Consider the following 14,543-nt stretch of genomic DNA (forward strand, 5'->3'; position numbering starts at 1 on the left):
GGGCTCCGGCGCCGGTCTCAGCCGCGCCCGATGTACGGCATCGCGGTCGCCATCACCGTGGCGAACTGCACATTGGCCTCCAGCGGCAGCGCGGCCATGTGCCGTACGGTCCGTGCGACGTCGGCCACGTCCATGGTCGGCTCGGGGGCGATCCGGCCGTCGGCCTGCCGGACACCCGCGCTCATCGCCGCCGTCATGTCGGTCGCCGCGTTGCCGATGTCGATCTGCCCGCAGGCGATCCGGTGGGGGCGGCCGTCCAGGGACAGCGACTTGGTCAGGCCGGTGACCGCGTGCTTGGTCGCGGTGTAGGCGATCGAGTGCGGGCGCGGGACGTGCGCCGAGATCGAGCCGTTGTTGATGATCCGGCCGCCCAGCGGATCCTGGGCCTTCATCTGCCGGAACGCCGCCCGGGCGCAGAGGAAGGCGCCGGTCAGGTTGAGGTCGACCACCGCCCGCCAGGCCTCGACCTCCAGCTCCTCCACCGGGACGGCCGGGCCGAAGCTGCCGGCGTTGTTGAACAGCAGGTCCACCCGGCCGTGCCGCTCGGCGGTCGTGGCGAACAGCGCGTCCACGGCGGCCGGGTCGGTGACGTCGGTCGGCACCACGTCGGCCGGGGCGCCGCAGAGCCGGGCGGTTCCGTGCAGCGGCTCGGCCCGCCGGCCGGCCAGCACCGGCAGCCAGCCGGCCGCGGCCAGCTCCACGGCCACGGCCCGTCCGACGCCGCTCCCGGCTCCGGTGACGACGGCGATCTGCTGGGGCATGGCGCTCTCCTCGGTGGCGGTGGTGGCGGCGTTCCGACCGGTCCCGGTCGGTCCCCCGGAGCGATCGTTGCGGCTGCCCCGGGTGGCTGTCACTGGTCGAAAGCGCCCAAAAACCGGCGCCAGGACCGGTTGGCGATCGGTGAATCCCGTCGTCCGGCCCCCGTCGTCCGACGGGGGTGGTGAAGGGTTTTACCTGATCGCGAACAAACATTGGATTTCCGGTGGCCGACGCGCAACCGGGCCGCCCCGGGCCACGTCATAAGATCGCAGGAAGACGCGCCCCCGCGAGGGACGGCGCGCCATCACCCGGGGGCCGTACCAGCATGGTGTTCCCGGGTCTGTCCGGCCCCACCGGGGGGCCGCCGCCCGGTCAGACGGACCGGGCGCGACATCGGTCGGAGAGTCCTCACCGTGCTTAGGCAGTCGTCCCGTTCCCGTGCCGTCCTGTCCGGCGCCGCCGTGCTCGCCCTGGCCGCCTCGCTCGCGGCCTGCGGGAGTTCCGGTGGTGGGAAGGGCGACAGCGCCAAGTCGGACGGCACCCCGGCCGCGACCGGCAGCGCCGCGGGCACCCCGACCGGGGGCGGCACCGGCTCGGGCACCCCGGCGCCCGCGGTCGGCAACGGCAAGGTGCTGATGCCGACCGGCCCGAACGCCAGCCTCGCCAAGTCCCGGGACACCGCCGCCGGACCGATCTTCCTGACCACCGTGACCGGCGCGAAGTCCGGTGTCTCCGGCAAGGTCTGGGTCTGGCTGCCGCCCGAGTACAACGACCCCAAGTTCGCCAAGACCGGCTTCCCGGTGCTGACCCTCTTCGCGGGCGGCCAGAGCAACGGCTACAACACCTGGACCGACAACCAGCTGCCGATCCAGGAGGAGAACGAGCGGCTGGTCAAGGCCGGCAAGTCCCACCCGTTCATCATGATCATGCCGGTGCAGAACTTCAACGGCGACGAGAAGAACGCGCTGGACTGCTCCGACATCCCGGGCCAGCCCAAGATGGGCACCTGGATGGCCCAGGACATCCCGGACTTCGTCCGCGCCAACTTCCGCACCGTGCAGGGCCGCGACGGCTGGGGCGTGATGGGCGCCTCCACCGGCGGCTTCTGCAGCGCCAAGCTCGCCCTGCAGCACCCGGACGTCTACAAGGCCGCGGTGCCGATCGACGGCTACTTCATCCCGGACTCGCTCCTGTGGAAGGGCCACGACGCCGAGCGCGCGGCCAACAACCCCGACGTGCTGGTCGCCGAGGGCAAGGCCGACGTGAAGATGCTGGTCACCGCGGGCGGCGCCAACCCGTACGAGACCAAGGTGGTCAAGTCCTGGGTGGCCAAGGCCGCCCCGCCGGTGGGCATCGACTACTACGAGCAGCCCGGGGGCAAGCACCTCACCTCGGACTTCAAGAAGATGATCCCGGACACCCTGGAGTGGCTGACCAAGAACCTGGCGGGGCCGGCGGCCGACTGACGCCGCTCCGTCGCCCACCACGGTTGCCGGGCCCCGGCGTCCCCGGTGTCCGGCGGCCGTGGGCGGTCAGCGTGCCGTCGGCGTCCGGGAGGGCTTGGACGCCGCCGAGGGCGAGGGGGGCCGCGGACTCGTGGACGGCCCGGGGGGCTTGGACCCGAGGGCAGGGTCCGCCCAGCCGTCCCGGACCGCTTCCAGGAACCCCGGCGCCTCGGCCAGTTGCATCAGCTCCAGCAGCGGCACCGTCACGTCCTCGGGCTGCGACCGCGCTTCGGCCCGGGCGAACAGCAGGACGTACACCAGCCCGCTCGTCGTCACGACCCGGACCTCGGCCTCCTGCCCGCGCGGGACGACCGTCAGCGGGTGCAGCAGCCAGACCACCGAGCCGTCCGCCAGCTTCGTGCCGAGGCAGTCCCGGCCCTCCGGGCTCATCGGACCCCAGGCGGTGGTGCGGGACTCGCACGGCGAGCTGGTGCCGCCGCGCTGTTGGGCGGGCCCGTCCAGGCTCCGGCTCATCGTGACCGTGCCGCCGTCCTTCCTGGTCAGCACGAAGGCGTCCGCCGTGGCGCCCCCGGCGACCCCGCCGATGTCCTCGGGCGGGTGGTCGCGCAGCAGGGCGAGCAGGCGCGCGCTGCCGACCGCGGACGCGCCCGGCGAGGCCGTGCCGCCGGTGGCCGTGACCGCCGAGGCGGTGCCCGGCGCGGCCGGGGTGTCCTGGACGGTTCCCGGTGCGGCCGTGCCGTCCGTCCCGGTGGCCGCCGGGGGCTGCGCGTCGGGCCGGCCCGACGCCGTCGACGGCAGGACGGGCCCGCTCGCCGCCGGGGCCAGCCCCCGGCCGGCCCGCTCCACCGGGGTCCTGCCGTGCACCGCCCAGCCCGCCGTGGCCAGCAGTCCCACCGCGAGCGCGGTGGCGACCGTCGCCAGCAGGTGGCGTCGGCGGCGCATCCGCGTGCCCGAGCGGCGGACCTCCGGCAGCAGGCCCTGGGGAACCGCCGGCTCCGGCTGGTCCAGGACCTCTCGGAACAGCGCGCCCATGTCGTCGGCGTCGAACGCCGGTTCGTCCCGGTTCAAAACCGCTCTCCTCTCGTCTCTCGCTCGTCCCGGGCGGCCCGTTCCGCCCGGGTGACCGGTTCCGGCGGCCCGGCCCGCGCGCACGACCGGGGCCGCCCGGCCCGGCCCGGCCCGCGGGCCGGGCCGCGCTCAGCTCGCCGCGATCTCCCGCAGCGAGTCGCCGAGGATCACCCGCAGTTGGGCCAGTCCCCGGCTGGTGTTGGACTTCACGGTGCCGGTGCTCTGCCGCAGGGCCTCCGCCGTCGCCTCGACCGACTGGTCCTCCCAGAACCGCAGCACCAGCGTCGCCCGGTAGGCGGGGGAGACCTGCGCGAGCGCGGCCAGCAGGGCCAGCCGCCGCTCCGGGTCGGCCGGGGCATCGGCCCGCGGTCCGAACGCCGGCTCCGGCAGCTCCGACGCCGGCACCTCGTGCGAGCGGCGCAGCCGCCGGAGGTCGATGTAGGTGCGGACCAGTGTCGTCCGGGCGTACCCGGCCGCGGCCTCCGGGTCGCGCAGCCGGTTCCAGCGCGAGTACAGCTTCACCAGCGTCGTCTGCGCGAGGTCCTCGGCGAGGTGCCAGTCGCCGCAGAGCAGGTAGCCGGTGCGGCGCAGCGCGGCGTAGCGGCTCGCCACGAACTCGTCGAACGACTGCTCCTGCTCCGGTGACATGCGGCCTCGCTGTTCCCCTGGACCCCCCGGCACGCGGTGTGCGCACCCTCACCCGGGTACACGGGTGAGGCGCCGCCGCGCGTTGCGTCCGCCCCCGTAAACGCGCTGACCTGCGCGTCAATCGGACATTGATTCGCTTCTGATCGACTGCGGGCACCTTGGCTGGGGTGGTCCTCACCGGCCGCCACCACCCGTCCTGCCCCAAGCCGTGAAGAGAGTGCCATGCCGATCCACCTGCTGCCCCAGCCCGCCCCCGCCGTGCCCGCGCAGGGTCAGCCCGGCGCCGATCCCCGGGGCGCCGACGCGCGCGGGCGGACCGCGGACGACGACCCGGCCACCGTGCGGTTCGCCGGACTGCGCCTGGTGCACGCCGCGCTGCGCCGGGACCTCGCCCGGCTGCCCAACGCGCTGCGACTGCTCCAGCCCGACGAGGAGGACAAGGGCGAGGCACTGCTGCGGCACTGGACCTTCATGACCGCGATGCTGACCTGCCACCACGAGCAGCAGGACACCCGGCTCTGGCCGATCGTGCGCCGCTTCGCGCCGGAGCTGCGGCTGCTGCTCAACTGGCTGGAGGCCGACCACCACAACCTGGACCACTCGTTCACCCGGGTCACCACCCTGGTCCGGATCGCCAGCCGGGACACCGGCAGCGCCTGGCCGGTGGCGTACGCGATGGAGGACCTGGCGGCCCGGCTGGAGACCCACCTGCGGATCGAGGAGCGCCAGTTGCTGCCCCGGATGGAGCGGGTGGTGGCCGACGGCTCCCGGCTCGGCGGGCTGGGCGAACTGCTGGACCTGCTGCGCGCGGCGGACGGTCCGGGCACGGCGGACGCGCTGGCCTGGCTGCTGGAGGGAGTGGAGCCGGCCGCGGTGGAGCGGCTGCTGGCCGAGTGCGACGACGACGTGGCCCGCAACTGGCCGCACTGGCAGGCCACCTACCAGCGCTGCACCGCGCCGCTGTGGGGGCCGGGCGAAGGGCCGGAGACCGGCCTGGGGATCATTGCCGACTGACCGCCGGCCGTTTTTGCGGGCCGTCGATCTACGCGCGTGGCATGGGCCGGTGGCATATGCTGACGAGGCGTCGGAAACCCCACCGAGTGCGCAACTGCCCCTGACCCCTAGGGGATTCGACCCACCGCTCTCGGGGTTGGGCCGCCCGGCCGATCCGGGCTGCACCAGGGCGGGCCTCCCGCCGACGGCCGATGGCGGACCGTGTCCGGCCCGCTACCGTCGAGGACATGACCACAGCGAGCAGCACCGCCAAGGCCCACCGCACCAGCCTCCGGACCCGCTTCCGGTTCGGTTCGGCGATCCTCGCCGCGGGCGCCGTCCTGACCCTCGGCGCCGGACTGACCGCCTGTGAGGGCGGAGTGGCCCTCTGCCTCGACGACCACAAGTGCACCGTCGGCATCAAGACCGACGGCGCGGACGCCTCCAAGACCGTGAAGGTCTTCGGCGGCGACAACCCGATGAAGATGACGGTCGGCCACATCACCGACAACTCGGCCGAGGTGACGATCGGCGACAACAAGAAGACCGTCGACAAGGACGCCGAGACCGCCGTCGGCACCGTCCGGGTCACCATCCGCAAGGCGGACAAGGGCGACCACTTCGCCGAGGTCCACGTCGAGCGCGACTGACCCCTCCCCGGCGCCCACCCGTCCGCACCAGCCACCCGCCATCCGGTTCCCTGCCGTCGTCGGGGCCGCCGAGGCCGTCGCGACGCCGGAGTCGCCGCCAGGGCCGCCGGGGTCACCGCGCCCGCCCGGTGCTACCTTCCGCCGGTGACCTCTCTGCTGCAACCCCCGCTGATCACCCGGCTGCTGGCCGCCGAACGCATCCTGGTCGCCGGCGCCGGCGGCGGGTTCGACGTGTACGCCGGGCTGCCGATCGCCCTCGCCCTGCGCGCCGCGGGCAAGGAGGTGCACCTGGCCAACCTCTCCTTCACCCACCTCTACGGCCTGCCCCTCGACGTCTGGGCGGAGCCCGACGTGGCCATGATCCGGCCGGATACCCCGGCGCCCGAGGGCTACTTCCCGGAGCGCACGCTGGCCCGCTGGCTGAACCTCCACGGCATGCCCGACACCGTGTGGGCCTTCCCGTCGGTGGGCGTGCAGCCGCTGCGCGACGGCTACCGCGCGCTCGTGGCCCGACTGGGCATCGACGCCGTCCTGCTGGTGGACGGCGGCACCGACATCCTGATGCGCGGCGACGAGGTCGGACTCGGCACCCCCGAGGAGGACATGGCCAGCCTGGCGGCGGTGGCCGGGCTGCGGGAGGTGCCCGAGCGGCTGGTCGCCTGCCTGGGCTTCGGCATCGACGCCCACCACGGCGTCAACCACACGCTGGTGCTGGAGAACCTCGCTGCGCTGGACCGGGCCGGCGGCTACCTCGGCGCCTTCTCCATCCCGCGCGACAGCCGGGAGGCGGTGCTCTACCTGGACGCCGTCGAGCACGCCCGGGCCGCCTTCCCCGAGCACCCCAGCATCGTCAACGGCTCGGTGGCGGCGGCCCTGCGCGGCGAGTTCGGCGACGTCCGGTTCACCGAGCGGACCAAGGGCAGCGAGCTGTTCGTCAATCCGCTGATGGCGATGTACTTCGGCGTCACGGTCGAGGCGCTCGCCGCGGAGAACCGCTACCTGGACCGGCTGGAGCGCACGGTGGTGATGCGTCAGATCGCGACCGTCATCGCGGAGTTCCAGGACGAGCTGCCGCGGCAGCGGCCGCCCCGGCAGTTCCCGCACTGACCGGCCGCCCGCCCCCGGGGCCCGCGCGGGCGGGGTCCTCAGAGCGCGGCGAGCCGGAACTCCAGGTTCCCGAACCGCACCTGGTCGCCCGGCTGGACCCGGACGCCGCCCGCGATCCGGCGCCCGTTGACGTGCGTGCCGTTGGTCGAGCCGAGGTCGTACAGCACCCAGCCGCCGTCCTCGTGCCGGAGTTCGGCGTGGTTCCGGGAGACCGAGGCGTCGTGCAGCCGCAGCCCCGAGCCGGGGATCCGGCCGATGGTCAGCAGCCCGGCGCCGGCCTGCGGCAGGCTCAGCCCGGGCAGCCGCTCGGTGCGCCAGGCCCGGTTGATCCGGTCGCCGAAGCCGGAGACCCGGCCGACCGTGCGCAGCACGAAGCGTTCGACCGGCCCGCCGGTCGGCAGCCCGTCCACCGCCGCGTCCAACTCGCCCCGGCTGGTGGCCTGCAGGACGATGTCCATCCGGCCGAGGAAGGTGTCGTGCGAGAGCCGACCGCTGCCGGCGCCGTCCTTCAGGGCCCCGAGCGCCAGCTCCCGCTCGGCGTCGGAGGGCCGGATCCGGCCGGTGGGGAGCTCAGGAGGCGTCATGGCCGAATTGTCGGCGCGGCCGACTCGGGCTGTCCAGATCGAGCCCTGCCCGGGCACGTGGTTCGTACGTCACGGGAGTCCAGACGCCCCGCCCGGCCACGCGGTTCCGTGCCCTCCGCGCAGGCCGCACGGGCCGTCAGGCCTTGCGGGCGGCCGCCAGGATCTTCTCGGTGGTGTGCAGGAACCGGGAGGTGACCGAGCCCCGGTACGCCTTGCCGAACATCTCCTTGGTGACCCACTTGCCGTTCTGCAGGTGGATCACGATGTACGCGGCCCCCGGGCCGGCGCCGAGCACCTCGAAGTCGCCCTTCGGCGAGCGGTGCGGACGGGCGAGCTCGGCGGGCAGCGGCTCGGAGAGGAAGGCGACCACCAGCCGGACGTCCGGTGTCGCCTCGACGCCCCGGAACGGCTCGGCGGCGAGCAGTTCGGCGACCTCCTCCACCGTTCGCAGCATCACCGGCACCGGGTAGCCGAGCGACTGCTCCAGGTGCTCCTCGATCCGCCCGGTCAGCGCGGCGCGGTCGGACCGGTCGGCGGGGCCTTCGGTGGTGAAGAAGACGTTGCCGCTCTGGATGTACGAGCGGACGTTCCCCAGGCCCAGCTCGGCGAAGAGCGCCCGCAGCCGCTCCATCGTCACCGTCCGGCCGCCGACGTTGATGGCCCGCAGGAACGCGATGTACGTGGTCGTGGTGGTCACCCCGCCAGTGTGGCACCGGCCTGTGACAGCGACCCGTGAGCGACGACGGTCCGTGAGCGGTGGCGCGCCGGGCCCGACGGCGGTCCAGGGCCGGCGGCGGCCCGGGACCGCGGCCCCGTGCGGACGGCGGTTGTCAGTGCCGGGTGCCAGACTGGCGGCATGGCTACCTGGCAGGATTTCGAGGAGCAGGCCCCGGACCTCGCGCCCCTGGTGAGGGCCCGGTTCGAGGCCAACAAGCACCACGTCCTGGCGACGCTGCGCAAGGACGGTTCGCCCCGGGTCAGCGGGACGGAGGTCGACTTCGTCGGCGACGACCTGTGGATCGGGTCGATGTACGGGGCGGTCAAGGCGCGCGACCTCCAGCGCGACGCCCGCTTCGCGCTGCACGCGCACCCGGGGGACGAGACCATGGCCGGCGGGGACTCCAAGGTCTCCGGCCGGGCGGTCGAGATCACCGACGAGACGGAACTCGCCGCGTTCGCCGCCGATCTGCCCGAGCCGCCGCCCACCCCGTTCCACGCCTTCCGGCTGGAGCTCGACCAGGTGGTGCACACCACCGTCGAGGGCGAGCACCTGTTCGTCCGCAACTGGCACCCGGGCCGGCCGGTGGAGACGATCCAGCTCCACTGACCGGCCGCCGTCCGACGGGCCTCAGGGCAGGACGGACTTGAGGCCTCAGGGCAGGACGGACTTGAGGGCCTCGGGGGTGCGGGCCACCACGGCGTGCCCGTCGTCCGCGGTGATGATCGGGCGCTGGATCAGGATCGGGTGCTCGGCCATCGCCGCGATCCAGCGGGCCCGGTCACCCGCCTCCCGGGGCCAGCCCTTCATGCCCAGGTCCTTCGCGGCCTGCTCGTCGGTGCGGGTGATGTCCCACGGCTCCAGGCCCAGGCGCTCCAGCACCTCCTCCAGCTCGGCCACGGTCGGCGGTTCCTCCAGGTAGCGCCGCACCGTGTACTCGACGCCGGCGTCGGACAGCTCGCCGAGCGCCGTCCGGCACTTGCCGCAGCGCGGATTGATCCAGATCTCCATGCCGGCCAGCCTACCGAGCCGCCCCGCCCGGCCCGGGACCCGCCGCAGCACGCCCGCGGGCAGCGGACCGTCCCGGGCGGGAACTCCCGCGTGCCCACCGGCGGTTCACGGACCAGGACGGTTGATCTCGGAGCCCCGGCATCGCGGGAGACCGGGATCCCGGGAGCTCGGGAGGGGACGACCGCATGGACGGTGCGACGATCATCGATCTGCTGGCGGAGACCGGGGTCAAGTCCGACCCGTACCCGCTGTACGCGAGGGCGCGGGAGGTGGGACCGGTGGTCCCGGCCGCGGACGGGCGCTTCGTGGTGACCGGCTACGCGGCGGTCAACAAGGTGCTGCGCACACCCGCCTTCGGCGTCGCCACCGCCGACATGATGGCGGGGGTGGCCCCGGACTTCCTCGCGCACTCCTCGCTCGCCCTCTTCGGCCGTTCGATCCTCCAGCGCAACGCCCCCGACCAGCCCCGGGTCCGCTCGCTGATCGCCTCGGTGTTCACCGCCCGCCGGGTCGCGGCGCTGCGCCCCGCGGTGGAGGCCGCGGTGGCCCGGCTGCTCGACGGGATGGCCGAGCAGGGCGCCGACGGGTCGCCGGTGGACTTCATGGACGCCTTCGCCTTCCGGCTGCCGGTCGGGGTGATCTGCGAGCTGCTCGGCGTCCCGGAGCGGGACCGCTACCGCTTCCGCGCCCTCGCCTCCGACCTCACCGCCGTCCTGGAGCTCAGCGGGGATCTCGGCGAACTGGCCGAGGCCGACCGGGCCGCGGACGAGCTGTCCGGGTACTTCACCGAGCTGGCCGCCGAGCGGCTGGCCCGCCCGCAGGACGACCTGGTCAGCGACCTGGCCCGGATCGCCGCGGAGGACGGCGGGCTGCTCTCCGCCGAGGAACTGCTGGCCAACCTGGTCCTGCTGCTGGTGGCCGGCTTCGAGACCACCACCAACCTGCTCGGCAACGGCCTGTCCCTGCTGTTCCGCCACCCCGGTGCGGCCGCCGGGCTGCGCAGCGGCGCGGTCACCCCGGCCGGCTTCACCGACGAGGTGCTGCGCTTCGACTCCCCGGTGCAGGCCACCGGCCGGGTCGCCCTGGAGGAGGGCCTGAGCATCGAGGGACTGCCCACTCCGGTCGGCAGCGAGGTGACCCTGTTGATCGGCGCCGCCAACCGGGACCCGGCCCGCTACGAGCGCCCCGAGGTGTTCGACCCGACCCGCACCGACAGCCAGCCGCTCAGCTTCGGCGGCGGTCAGCACTTCTGCCTGGGCTCCCTGCTGGCCCGGCTGGAGGCGGAGGTCGCGGTGCCGGCGCTGCTCGACCGCTTCCCGCGGCTCGCCCCGGGCGGCGTCGCCACCCGGCGGGACCGCCTGGTCCTGCGGGGCTACGAGGCCCTGCCGGTGACCGTGCGCTGATCGGGCGGCCGGTGCCCGGCCCGGTTTCGTCCGATCCCGCCCCGCTTCCCCCCGGCCCGGGAGGACGGGACGTTCGGCCGTTCGTGACTGGGCCGTTCGTGGGAGAGCATGGAGGGACGAAACCGGCCATTCCGGACGATCTCCGATCCTCCGGGACTGGCCACCGGCCTGGAGGTCCCGCCGTGCCCACAGCACCCCGCCCGTCGCGCCCTGCCGCGCTGGAGCCCCGGGTGCCGAGGTGGGTGCCGTGGCTCCCGGTCGTCCTGCTGGCGCTGGACCTGATCGCCGAGGCCGTCGTCCCGGACGCCGTCGCGGCCGGCTTCCTGCTGACCGCGCTGCCCGTGGTGGCCGCGTTCAGTTACGGCCCGGTGCTGACCGCCACCGCCACCGTCGGCTCCCTGGCGCTCCAGCTGGTCCTGGCCCTGCGCGCCGGCCACATCAACGAGCAGCACCACGTCTGGGTCTACATCGCCACCCTGCTCTCCGGCGTGATGGGCACCGCCCTGTCGTGGCAGCGCACCCGGCAGAACCGCAACCTGCTGCAGGCCCGTACGGTCGCCGAGACCCTGCAGCGCACCGTGCTGCGGCCGGTGCCCGAGCGGGCCGGCGGGCTGCGGGTCGCCGGTCTCTACCGCCCGGCCCAGGCGGACGTGCTGGTCGGCGGCGACCTGTACGAGGTGTGCGACACCCGCTTCGGGGTCCGGGTGCTGCTCGGCGACGTCCGGGGCAAGGGCCTCGGCGCGGTCCGGACGGTCGCCGACGTCCTGGGCGCCTTCCGGGCGGCGGCGTACGACACCCCGGGGTTGGTCGACCTCGCCGACCAGCTGGACCGCGCCGTCCTGCGTGATGCCGCCGACCGCGGGGACGACGAGCTCTTCGCCACGGCCGTCCTGCTGCAGTACCGTCCGGGCTCGGACTGCGTGGAGATCGTCAACCGCGGCCACACCATCCCGCTGCTGCTCACCGGCGGCCCGATCCGCCCGGTGCCCTGCGCGGACGAGCTCCCGCTGGGCCTCGGCCACCTCGGGCCCGCCGAGGAACGGGGCAAGCCGACCGCGGTCGCCCTGCCCGCGGGCCACACCGTGCTGCTGTACACCGACGGCGTCAGCGAGGCCCGGGACGCCGGCGGCGTCTTCTACCCGCTGGCCCCCCGCCTCGCCGCGCTCGGCACCACCGCGCCCGACCGGGTGGTCTCCTTCCTGGCCGAGGACGTCCACCGGTACGCCGGCCTGCTCGCCGACGACCTCGCCGTCCTCGCTCTCACCCCGGACGGCCCGTAGCCCCGGTGCCCGGCCCTGTGGCGGCCCGACCACCGGGGCCGCAGGATGGTCAACACCCTCGGTGGTCCGGAAGGGAACCAGCGCCATGAACGAGCCGACCGCAGAGTCGAACGGCCGCACCCGACTGGCCTACATCCTCGGCGTCCCGCTCGCCGACGACGTAGAACGGCAGTGGCCGCAGATGGGCGAGGTGGTCCGCACCAGCAGGCTCGTCGGCGAAGTCGAAGGGAACTTCCCCGGACTGACCCTCGCCGTGGGCCGCCGCCTGCGCCTGAGCGAGGACGTGATCGTCGTCGAATGGACCTGCGACTACGGTGACGGCCGGCTCTACCGCAACGTCAGCATCGCGGAGCTGCGGGACGGCGAGGCGGTCCGCGTCACCGACTACTGGGGCGAGCCGACCACCACCCCTCAGTGGCGTCGGCCGTTGACCGACCGGTTGGACATGCCCGCGGACGGAATCTGGCCCGACGGACAACATCTCGGTCACCACTGATCCGAACGGCCCACACCGTTCGGCATGCCTCACTCTGCGTCCTGTACCGCTTCGCCGCATCCCCCGTGCGAGCTACCGGCACCGTCCGCCGACGGGTGATTCGCGGTGCACGCCGTCTTCCTAGCGTTGTCGGTGGCCGCCACGGGTGCGGCCGGGACGACTGGCCAGGGGAGGCCGCCATGAGCTCGACATCCACCGAGGTCCATGACGCAGGGACCGCAGAGACGGCAGAGACGGCAGGGACGGCAGGGACGGCAGGGACCGCCCGGACCGACCGCCGTTCGACCGGCGGGGGCCGGTTCGACCGGATCGCCCGTTCACCGCTCGCCTGGGCGGTCACCGGCTTCGTCGGCGTCACCCTGGTCGCGGGGGCGACCGCGACGGCCCCGGGCCCGCTGCCGGCGGTGGGCGCGGCCTTCGCGCTGGGCGTGTACCGGGTGGTCATGCGCCGCCAGGCCCGCCGTGCGACGCCGGAGATCGCGCGGCGTGGTGCGGTACGGGAGTGGCTGCTGGGCGCGGGGATCGGCCTGGGGTTCCTGCTCTCCTCGATCCTCCTGATCACGCTGTTCGGGGGCTTCTCGTTCTCCTGGGCCGGGAACGGCGTCTCCGTGGTGGTGTCCGCGGTGATCACCATCGCCGGTGGGGCGCTGACCGAGGAGCTGACGTTCCGCGGTCTGGCGCTGCAGGCGCTGGAGCAGAGGTGGGGCGGGCGCGCGGCCGTCGCGATCACCTCGCTGTTCTTCGGCTTCGCCCACTTCTTCAACCCGGGCGCGACCGTCTGGAGCGCCCTGGCGATCGCCCTGGAGGCGGGCGTGCTGCTCGGCGTGGCCTTCCTGTGGCGGCGCAACCTCTGGTTCGTGTTCGGACTGCACTTCGCGTGGAACCTCGTCCAGCAGCTGTTCGGGATCGCGGTGTCCGGGCACGTGGTGCAGGGGCTGCTGGTCACGCACGCGCACGGCCCGGCCTGGCTGACGGGTGGCGTCTTCGGGCTGGAGGCTTCGGTGGTCCCGGTGCTGATCAGTTTCGGCCTCAGCGTCGGGATGCTGACCATGGCCCGCAAGGGCACGGGCCTCGCGCCGGTGGCGGCTGCCGCACACTGAGTGCCGGGCGCGGCGACGGAACGAAGCGGCCGGACGAAGGCGAGGGACGGGTGTCGGTGGGGAAGACCCTCTGGAGGCCGCTGGTGCGGGGGCCGCTCGGCTGGTGGCAGTCGCGCGACGGTGTCGTCGAGGACGCGGTGCTCGCGCTGGTGCTCACCGGGCTGGCGTTCGTGCCGACGCTGTCGAAGATCGGTGCGCAGATCGGCGACCTGCCCGGGCGGCCGGCCGACGCGCTGAGCGCCGTGCTGGCCTCGGCGCAGACCCTGCCGCTCGTGCTGCGCCGCCGGTCGCCGGCCCTGTGTCTCGCGGTCGTCGGCACAGCGTTCGCGGTGGACCAGGCTCTGGGCTACCCGACGACGTTCGGCAGTCTGGGGCTCTATGTCGCCCTGTACTCGGCCGGGGCTGGACGAACCCGCTTCCGCCGGGCGGTGGCGGGCGCGGCCAGTGCGGGTTACGTGGTGCTGGCGGTGGTGCTGCACGGCCGCGGCTCGCCTCAGGGTGTCTCGGACTACCTGGCGTTCTACGCGAGTCTGGTGGCCCTCTGGCTGGTGGGGAACTCGATGAGGAGGCGACGGATGGCGGAGGAGGAGCGGCGGCGACTGGCGGCCGAGGCGGCAACGGCCGCCGAGCGGGCCCGGATCGCCCGCGAGCTGCACGACGTGGTGACCCACCACGTCACCGCGATGGTGGTCCAGGCCGACGCCGCGCAGTTCGTCCTGGCCTCCGCGCCCGAGCGGGTCGCCGAGGGATTGACGGCGGTCAGCGGCACGGGCCGCCGGGCGTTGTCGGAGCTGCGGCAGTTGCTCGGCGTGCTGGAGGCGACCGGCGAGTCCGCGACCGCGGACCGGGGGCCCGCGTTGGGCCGGGTGACGGACCTGGTCGAACAGGCCCGGATGGCGGGGCAGCCCGTCGAGTTCGCCGAGCACGGCGAGCGGCGACCGCAGGCCGTCGACGTGGAGCTGGCCTGTTACCGCGTGGTGCAGGAGGCCCTGACCAACGCGCTGAAGTACGCGTCCGGCCGACGGACGGTCGTCCTGGTCAGGCACGGGGCGGAGGGGGTCGAGATCGAGGTGACCACCGTCGCCCCCGAGCCGTCGGCCCCGGCCACGCCGCCCCCGGTTCCGGCGGGCGGACGCGGACTGGCGGGCCTGCGCGAACGGCTGCGCATGCTCGATGGTGAACTGGTGACCGGCCCCGGACCCGACGGCACCTTCGCGGTCCGTGCCGTGATCCCGTCCAAGCCTGTTCAGGAATGACACC

The 14,543-nt window shown here is 74.1% G+C and carries 16 protein-coding genes; 10 read left to right on the plus strand and 6 right to left on the minus strand.

Annotated features, from left to right (window positions below; all coding sequences use genetic code 11):
• Nucleotides 1–17: 17 nt before the first annotated feature.
• Nucleotides 18–761 (minus strand): SDR family oxidoreductase, encoded by a 744-nt coding sequence (locus ACIRST_RS13150; RefSeq protein ID WP_350526831.1) that lies wholly within the window; start codon nt 759–761, stop codon nt 18–20.
• A gap of 411 nt (nt 762–1,172) precedes the next feature.
• Between ACIRST_RS13150 and ACIRST_RS13155 the strand changes: the two genes are divergently transcribed.
• Nucleotides 1,173–2,225 (plus strand): alpha/beta hydrolase, encoded by a 1,053-nt coding sequence (locus ACIRST_RS13155; protein WP_402802327.1) that lies wholly within the window; start codon nt 1,173–1,175, stop codon nt 2,223–2,225.
• A gap of 66 nt (nt 2,226–2,291) precedes the next feature.
• Here ACIRST_RS13155 and ACIRST_RS13160 read toward each other — a convergent pair whose 3' ends face one another.
• Both ACIRST_RS13160 and ACIRST_RS13165 read right to left on the minus strand, forming a co-directional pair.
• Nucleotides 2,292–3,293 (minus strand): hypothetical protein, encoded by a 1,002-nt coding sequence (locus ACIRST_RS13160; RefSeq protein WP_402802329.1) that lies wholly within the window; start codon nt 3,291–3,293, stop codon nt 2,292–2,294.
• A 129-nt stretch (nt 3,294–3,422) separates the two neighbouring features.
• Nucleotides 3,423–3,941, minus strand: coding sequence for a SigE family RNA polymerase sigma factor (locus tag ACIRST_RS13165; RefSeq protein WP_396547744.1), 519 nt, complete (start codon nt 3,939–3,941; stop codon nt 3,423–3,425).
• Between the two features lie 222 nt (nt 3,942–4,163).
• Here ACIRST_RS13165 and ACIRST_RS13170 point away from each other — a divergent pair, with 222 nt between their 5' ends.
• The 3 genes from ACIRST_RS13170 to ACIRST_RS13180 all read left to right on the plus strand — a co-directional run bounded on the left by ACIRST_RS13170 (nt 4,164) and on the right by ACIRST_RS13180 (nt 6,691).
• On the plus strand, nt 4,164–4,955 hold the full coding sequence (locus tag ACIRST_RS13170) for a hemerythrin domain-containing protein (protein WP_350522597.1): 792 nt from the start codon (nt 4,164–4,166) through the stop codon (nt 4,953–4,955).
• A 227-nt stretch (nt 4,956–5,182) separates the two neighbouring features.
• Nucleotides 5,183–5,584 (plus strand): hypothetical protein, encoded by a 402-nt coding sequence (locus tag ACIRST_RS13175; protein WP_350522596.1) that lies wholly within the window; start codon nt 5,183–5,185, stop codon nt 5,582–5,584.
• A 144-nt stretch (nt 5,585–5,728) separates the two neighbouring features.
• Nucleotides 5,729–6,691 (plus strand): DUF1152 domain-containing protein, encoded by a 963-nt coding sequence (locus ACIRST_RS13180; RefSeq protein ID WP_402802332.1) that lies wholly within the window; start codon nt 5,729–5,731, stop codon nt 6,689–6,691.
• 38 nt (nt 6,692–6,729) lie between these two features.
• On the opposite strand, the gene ACIRST_RS13185 is transcribed toward ACIRST_RS13180, so the two are convergent.
• Together ACIRST_RS13185 and ACIRST_RS13190 are read right to left on the minus strand one after the other, a co-directional pair.
• Nucleotides 6,730–7,275: an FHA domain-containing protein gene (locus ACIRST_RS13185; protein ID WP_402802334.1), complete on the minus strand. Its 546-nt coding sequence runs from the start codon at nt 7,273–7,275 to the stop codon at nt 6,730–6,732.
• 136 nt (nt 7,276–7,411) lie between these two features.
• Nucleotides 7,412–7,972 (minus strand): DUF1697 domain-containing protein, encoded by a 561-nt coding sequence (locus ACIRST_RS13190; protein WP_402802336.1) that lies wholly within the window; start codon nt 7,970–7,972, stop codon nt 7,412–7,414.
• 159 nt (nt 7,973–8,131) lie between these two features.
• On the opposite strand from ACIRST_RS13190, the gene ACIRST_RS13195 reads away from it, so the two are divergent.
• Entirely contained in the window at nt 8,132–8,602 is a 471-nt protein-coding gene (locus ACIRST_RS13195; protein ID WP_350522592.1) for a pyridoxamine 5'-phosphate oxidase family protein, read from the plus strand.
• A gap of 45 nt (nt 8,603–8,647) precedes the next feature.
• On the opposite strand, the gene ACIRST_RS13200 is transcribed toward ACIRST_RS13195, so the two are convergent.
• Nucleotides 8,648–9,004 (minus strand): arsenate reductase family protein, encoded by a 357-nt coding sequence (locus ACIRST_RS13200; protein WP_350522591.1) that lies wholly within the window; start codon nt 9,002–9,004, stop codon nt 8,648–8,650.
• Nucleotides 9,005–9,189: 185 nt separating this feature from the next.
• Between ACIRST_RS13200 and ACIRST_RS13205 the strand changes: the two genes are divergently transcribed.
• From ACIRST_RS13205 to ACIRST_RS13225, 5 genes are all read left to right on the plus strand, one after another.
• Complete coding sequence (locus ACIRST_RS13205; RefSeq protein WP_402802339.1) at nt 9,190–10,407, plus strand: cytochrome P450; 1,218 nt, start codon at nt 9,190–9,192, stop codon at nt 10,405–10,407.
• 182 nt (nt 10,408–10,589) lie between these two features.
• Complete coding sequence (locus tag ACIRST_RS13210) at nt 10,590–11,687, plus strand: PP2C family protein-serine/threonine phosphatase (RefSeq protein ID WP_402802342.1); 1,098 nt, start codon at nt 10,590–10,592, stop codon at nt 11,685–11,687.
• 85 nt (nt 11,688–11,772) lie between these two features.
• Entirely contained in the window at nt 11,773–12,183 is a 411-nt protein-coding gene (locus ACIRST_RS13215) for a hypothetical protein (RefSeq protein ID WP_350522588.1), read from the plus strand.
• Between the two features lie 179 nt (nt 12,184–12,362).
• Entirely contained in the window at nt 12,363–13,283 is a 921-nt protein-coding gene (locus ACIRST_RS13220) for a lysostaphin resistance A-like protein (protein ID WP_402802344.1), read from the plus strand.
• 56 nt (nt 13,284–13,339) lie between these two features.
• Complete coding sequence (locus ACIRST_RS13225) at nt 13,340–14,539, plus strand: sensor histidine kinase (RefSeq protein WP_402802346.1); 1,200 nt, start codon at nt 13,340–13,342, stop codon at nt 14,537–14,539.
• Nucleotides 14,540–14,543 lie beyond the last annotated feature (4 nt).

This window comes from Kitasatospora sp. NPDC101447, assembly GCF_044767225.1.
GTDB lineage: Bacteria > Actinomycetota > Actinomycetes > Streptomycetales > Streptomycetaceae > Kitasatospora.

Bases quoted from the DNA above. Each gene is read 5' to 3' on its own strand.
- ACIRST_RS13165 (WP_396547744.1), bottom strand. From the start codon at position 3,941: ATGTCACCGGAGCAGGAGCAGTCGTTCGACGAGTTCGTGGCGAGCCGC.
- ACIRST_RS13150 (WP_350526831.1), bottom strand. From the start codon at position 761: ATGCCCCAGCAGATCGCCGTCGTCACCGGAGCCGGGAGCGGCGTCGGA.
- ACIRST_RS13220 (WP_402802344.1), top strand. From the start codon at position 12,363: ATGAGCTCGACATCCACCGAGGTCCATGACGCAGGGACCGCAGAGACG.
- ACIRST_RS13170 (WP_350522597.1), top strand. From the start codon at position 4,164: ATGCCGATCCACCTGCTGCCCCAGCCCGCCCCCGCCGTGCCCGCGCAG.
- ACIRST_RS13185 (WP_402802334.1), bottom strand. From the start codon at position 7,275: ATGACGCCTCCTGAGCTCCCCACCGGCCGGATCCGGCCCTCCGACGCC.
- ACIRST_RS13200 (WP_350522591.1), bottom strand. From the start codon at position 9,004: ATGGAGATCTGGATCAATCCGCGCTGCGGCAAGTGCCGGACGGCGCTC.
- ACIRST_RS13205 (WP_402802339.1), top strand. From the start codon at position 9,190: ATGGACGGTGCGACGATCATCGATCTGCTGGCGGAGACCGGGGTCAAG.
- ACIRST_RS13215 (WP_350522588.1), top strand. From the start codon at position 11,773: ATGAACGAGCCGACCGCAGAGTCGAACGGCCGCACCCGACTGGCCTAC.
- ACIRST_RS13175 (WP_350522596.1), top strand. From the start codon at position 5,183: ATGACCACAGCGAGCAGCACCGCCAAGGCCCACCGCACCAGCCTCCGG.
- ACIRST_RS13195 (WP_350522592.1), top strand. From the start codon at position 8,132: ATGGCTACCTGGCAGGATTTCGAGGAGCAGGCCCCGGACCTCGCGCCC.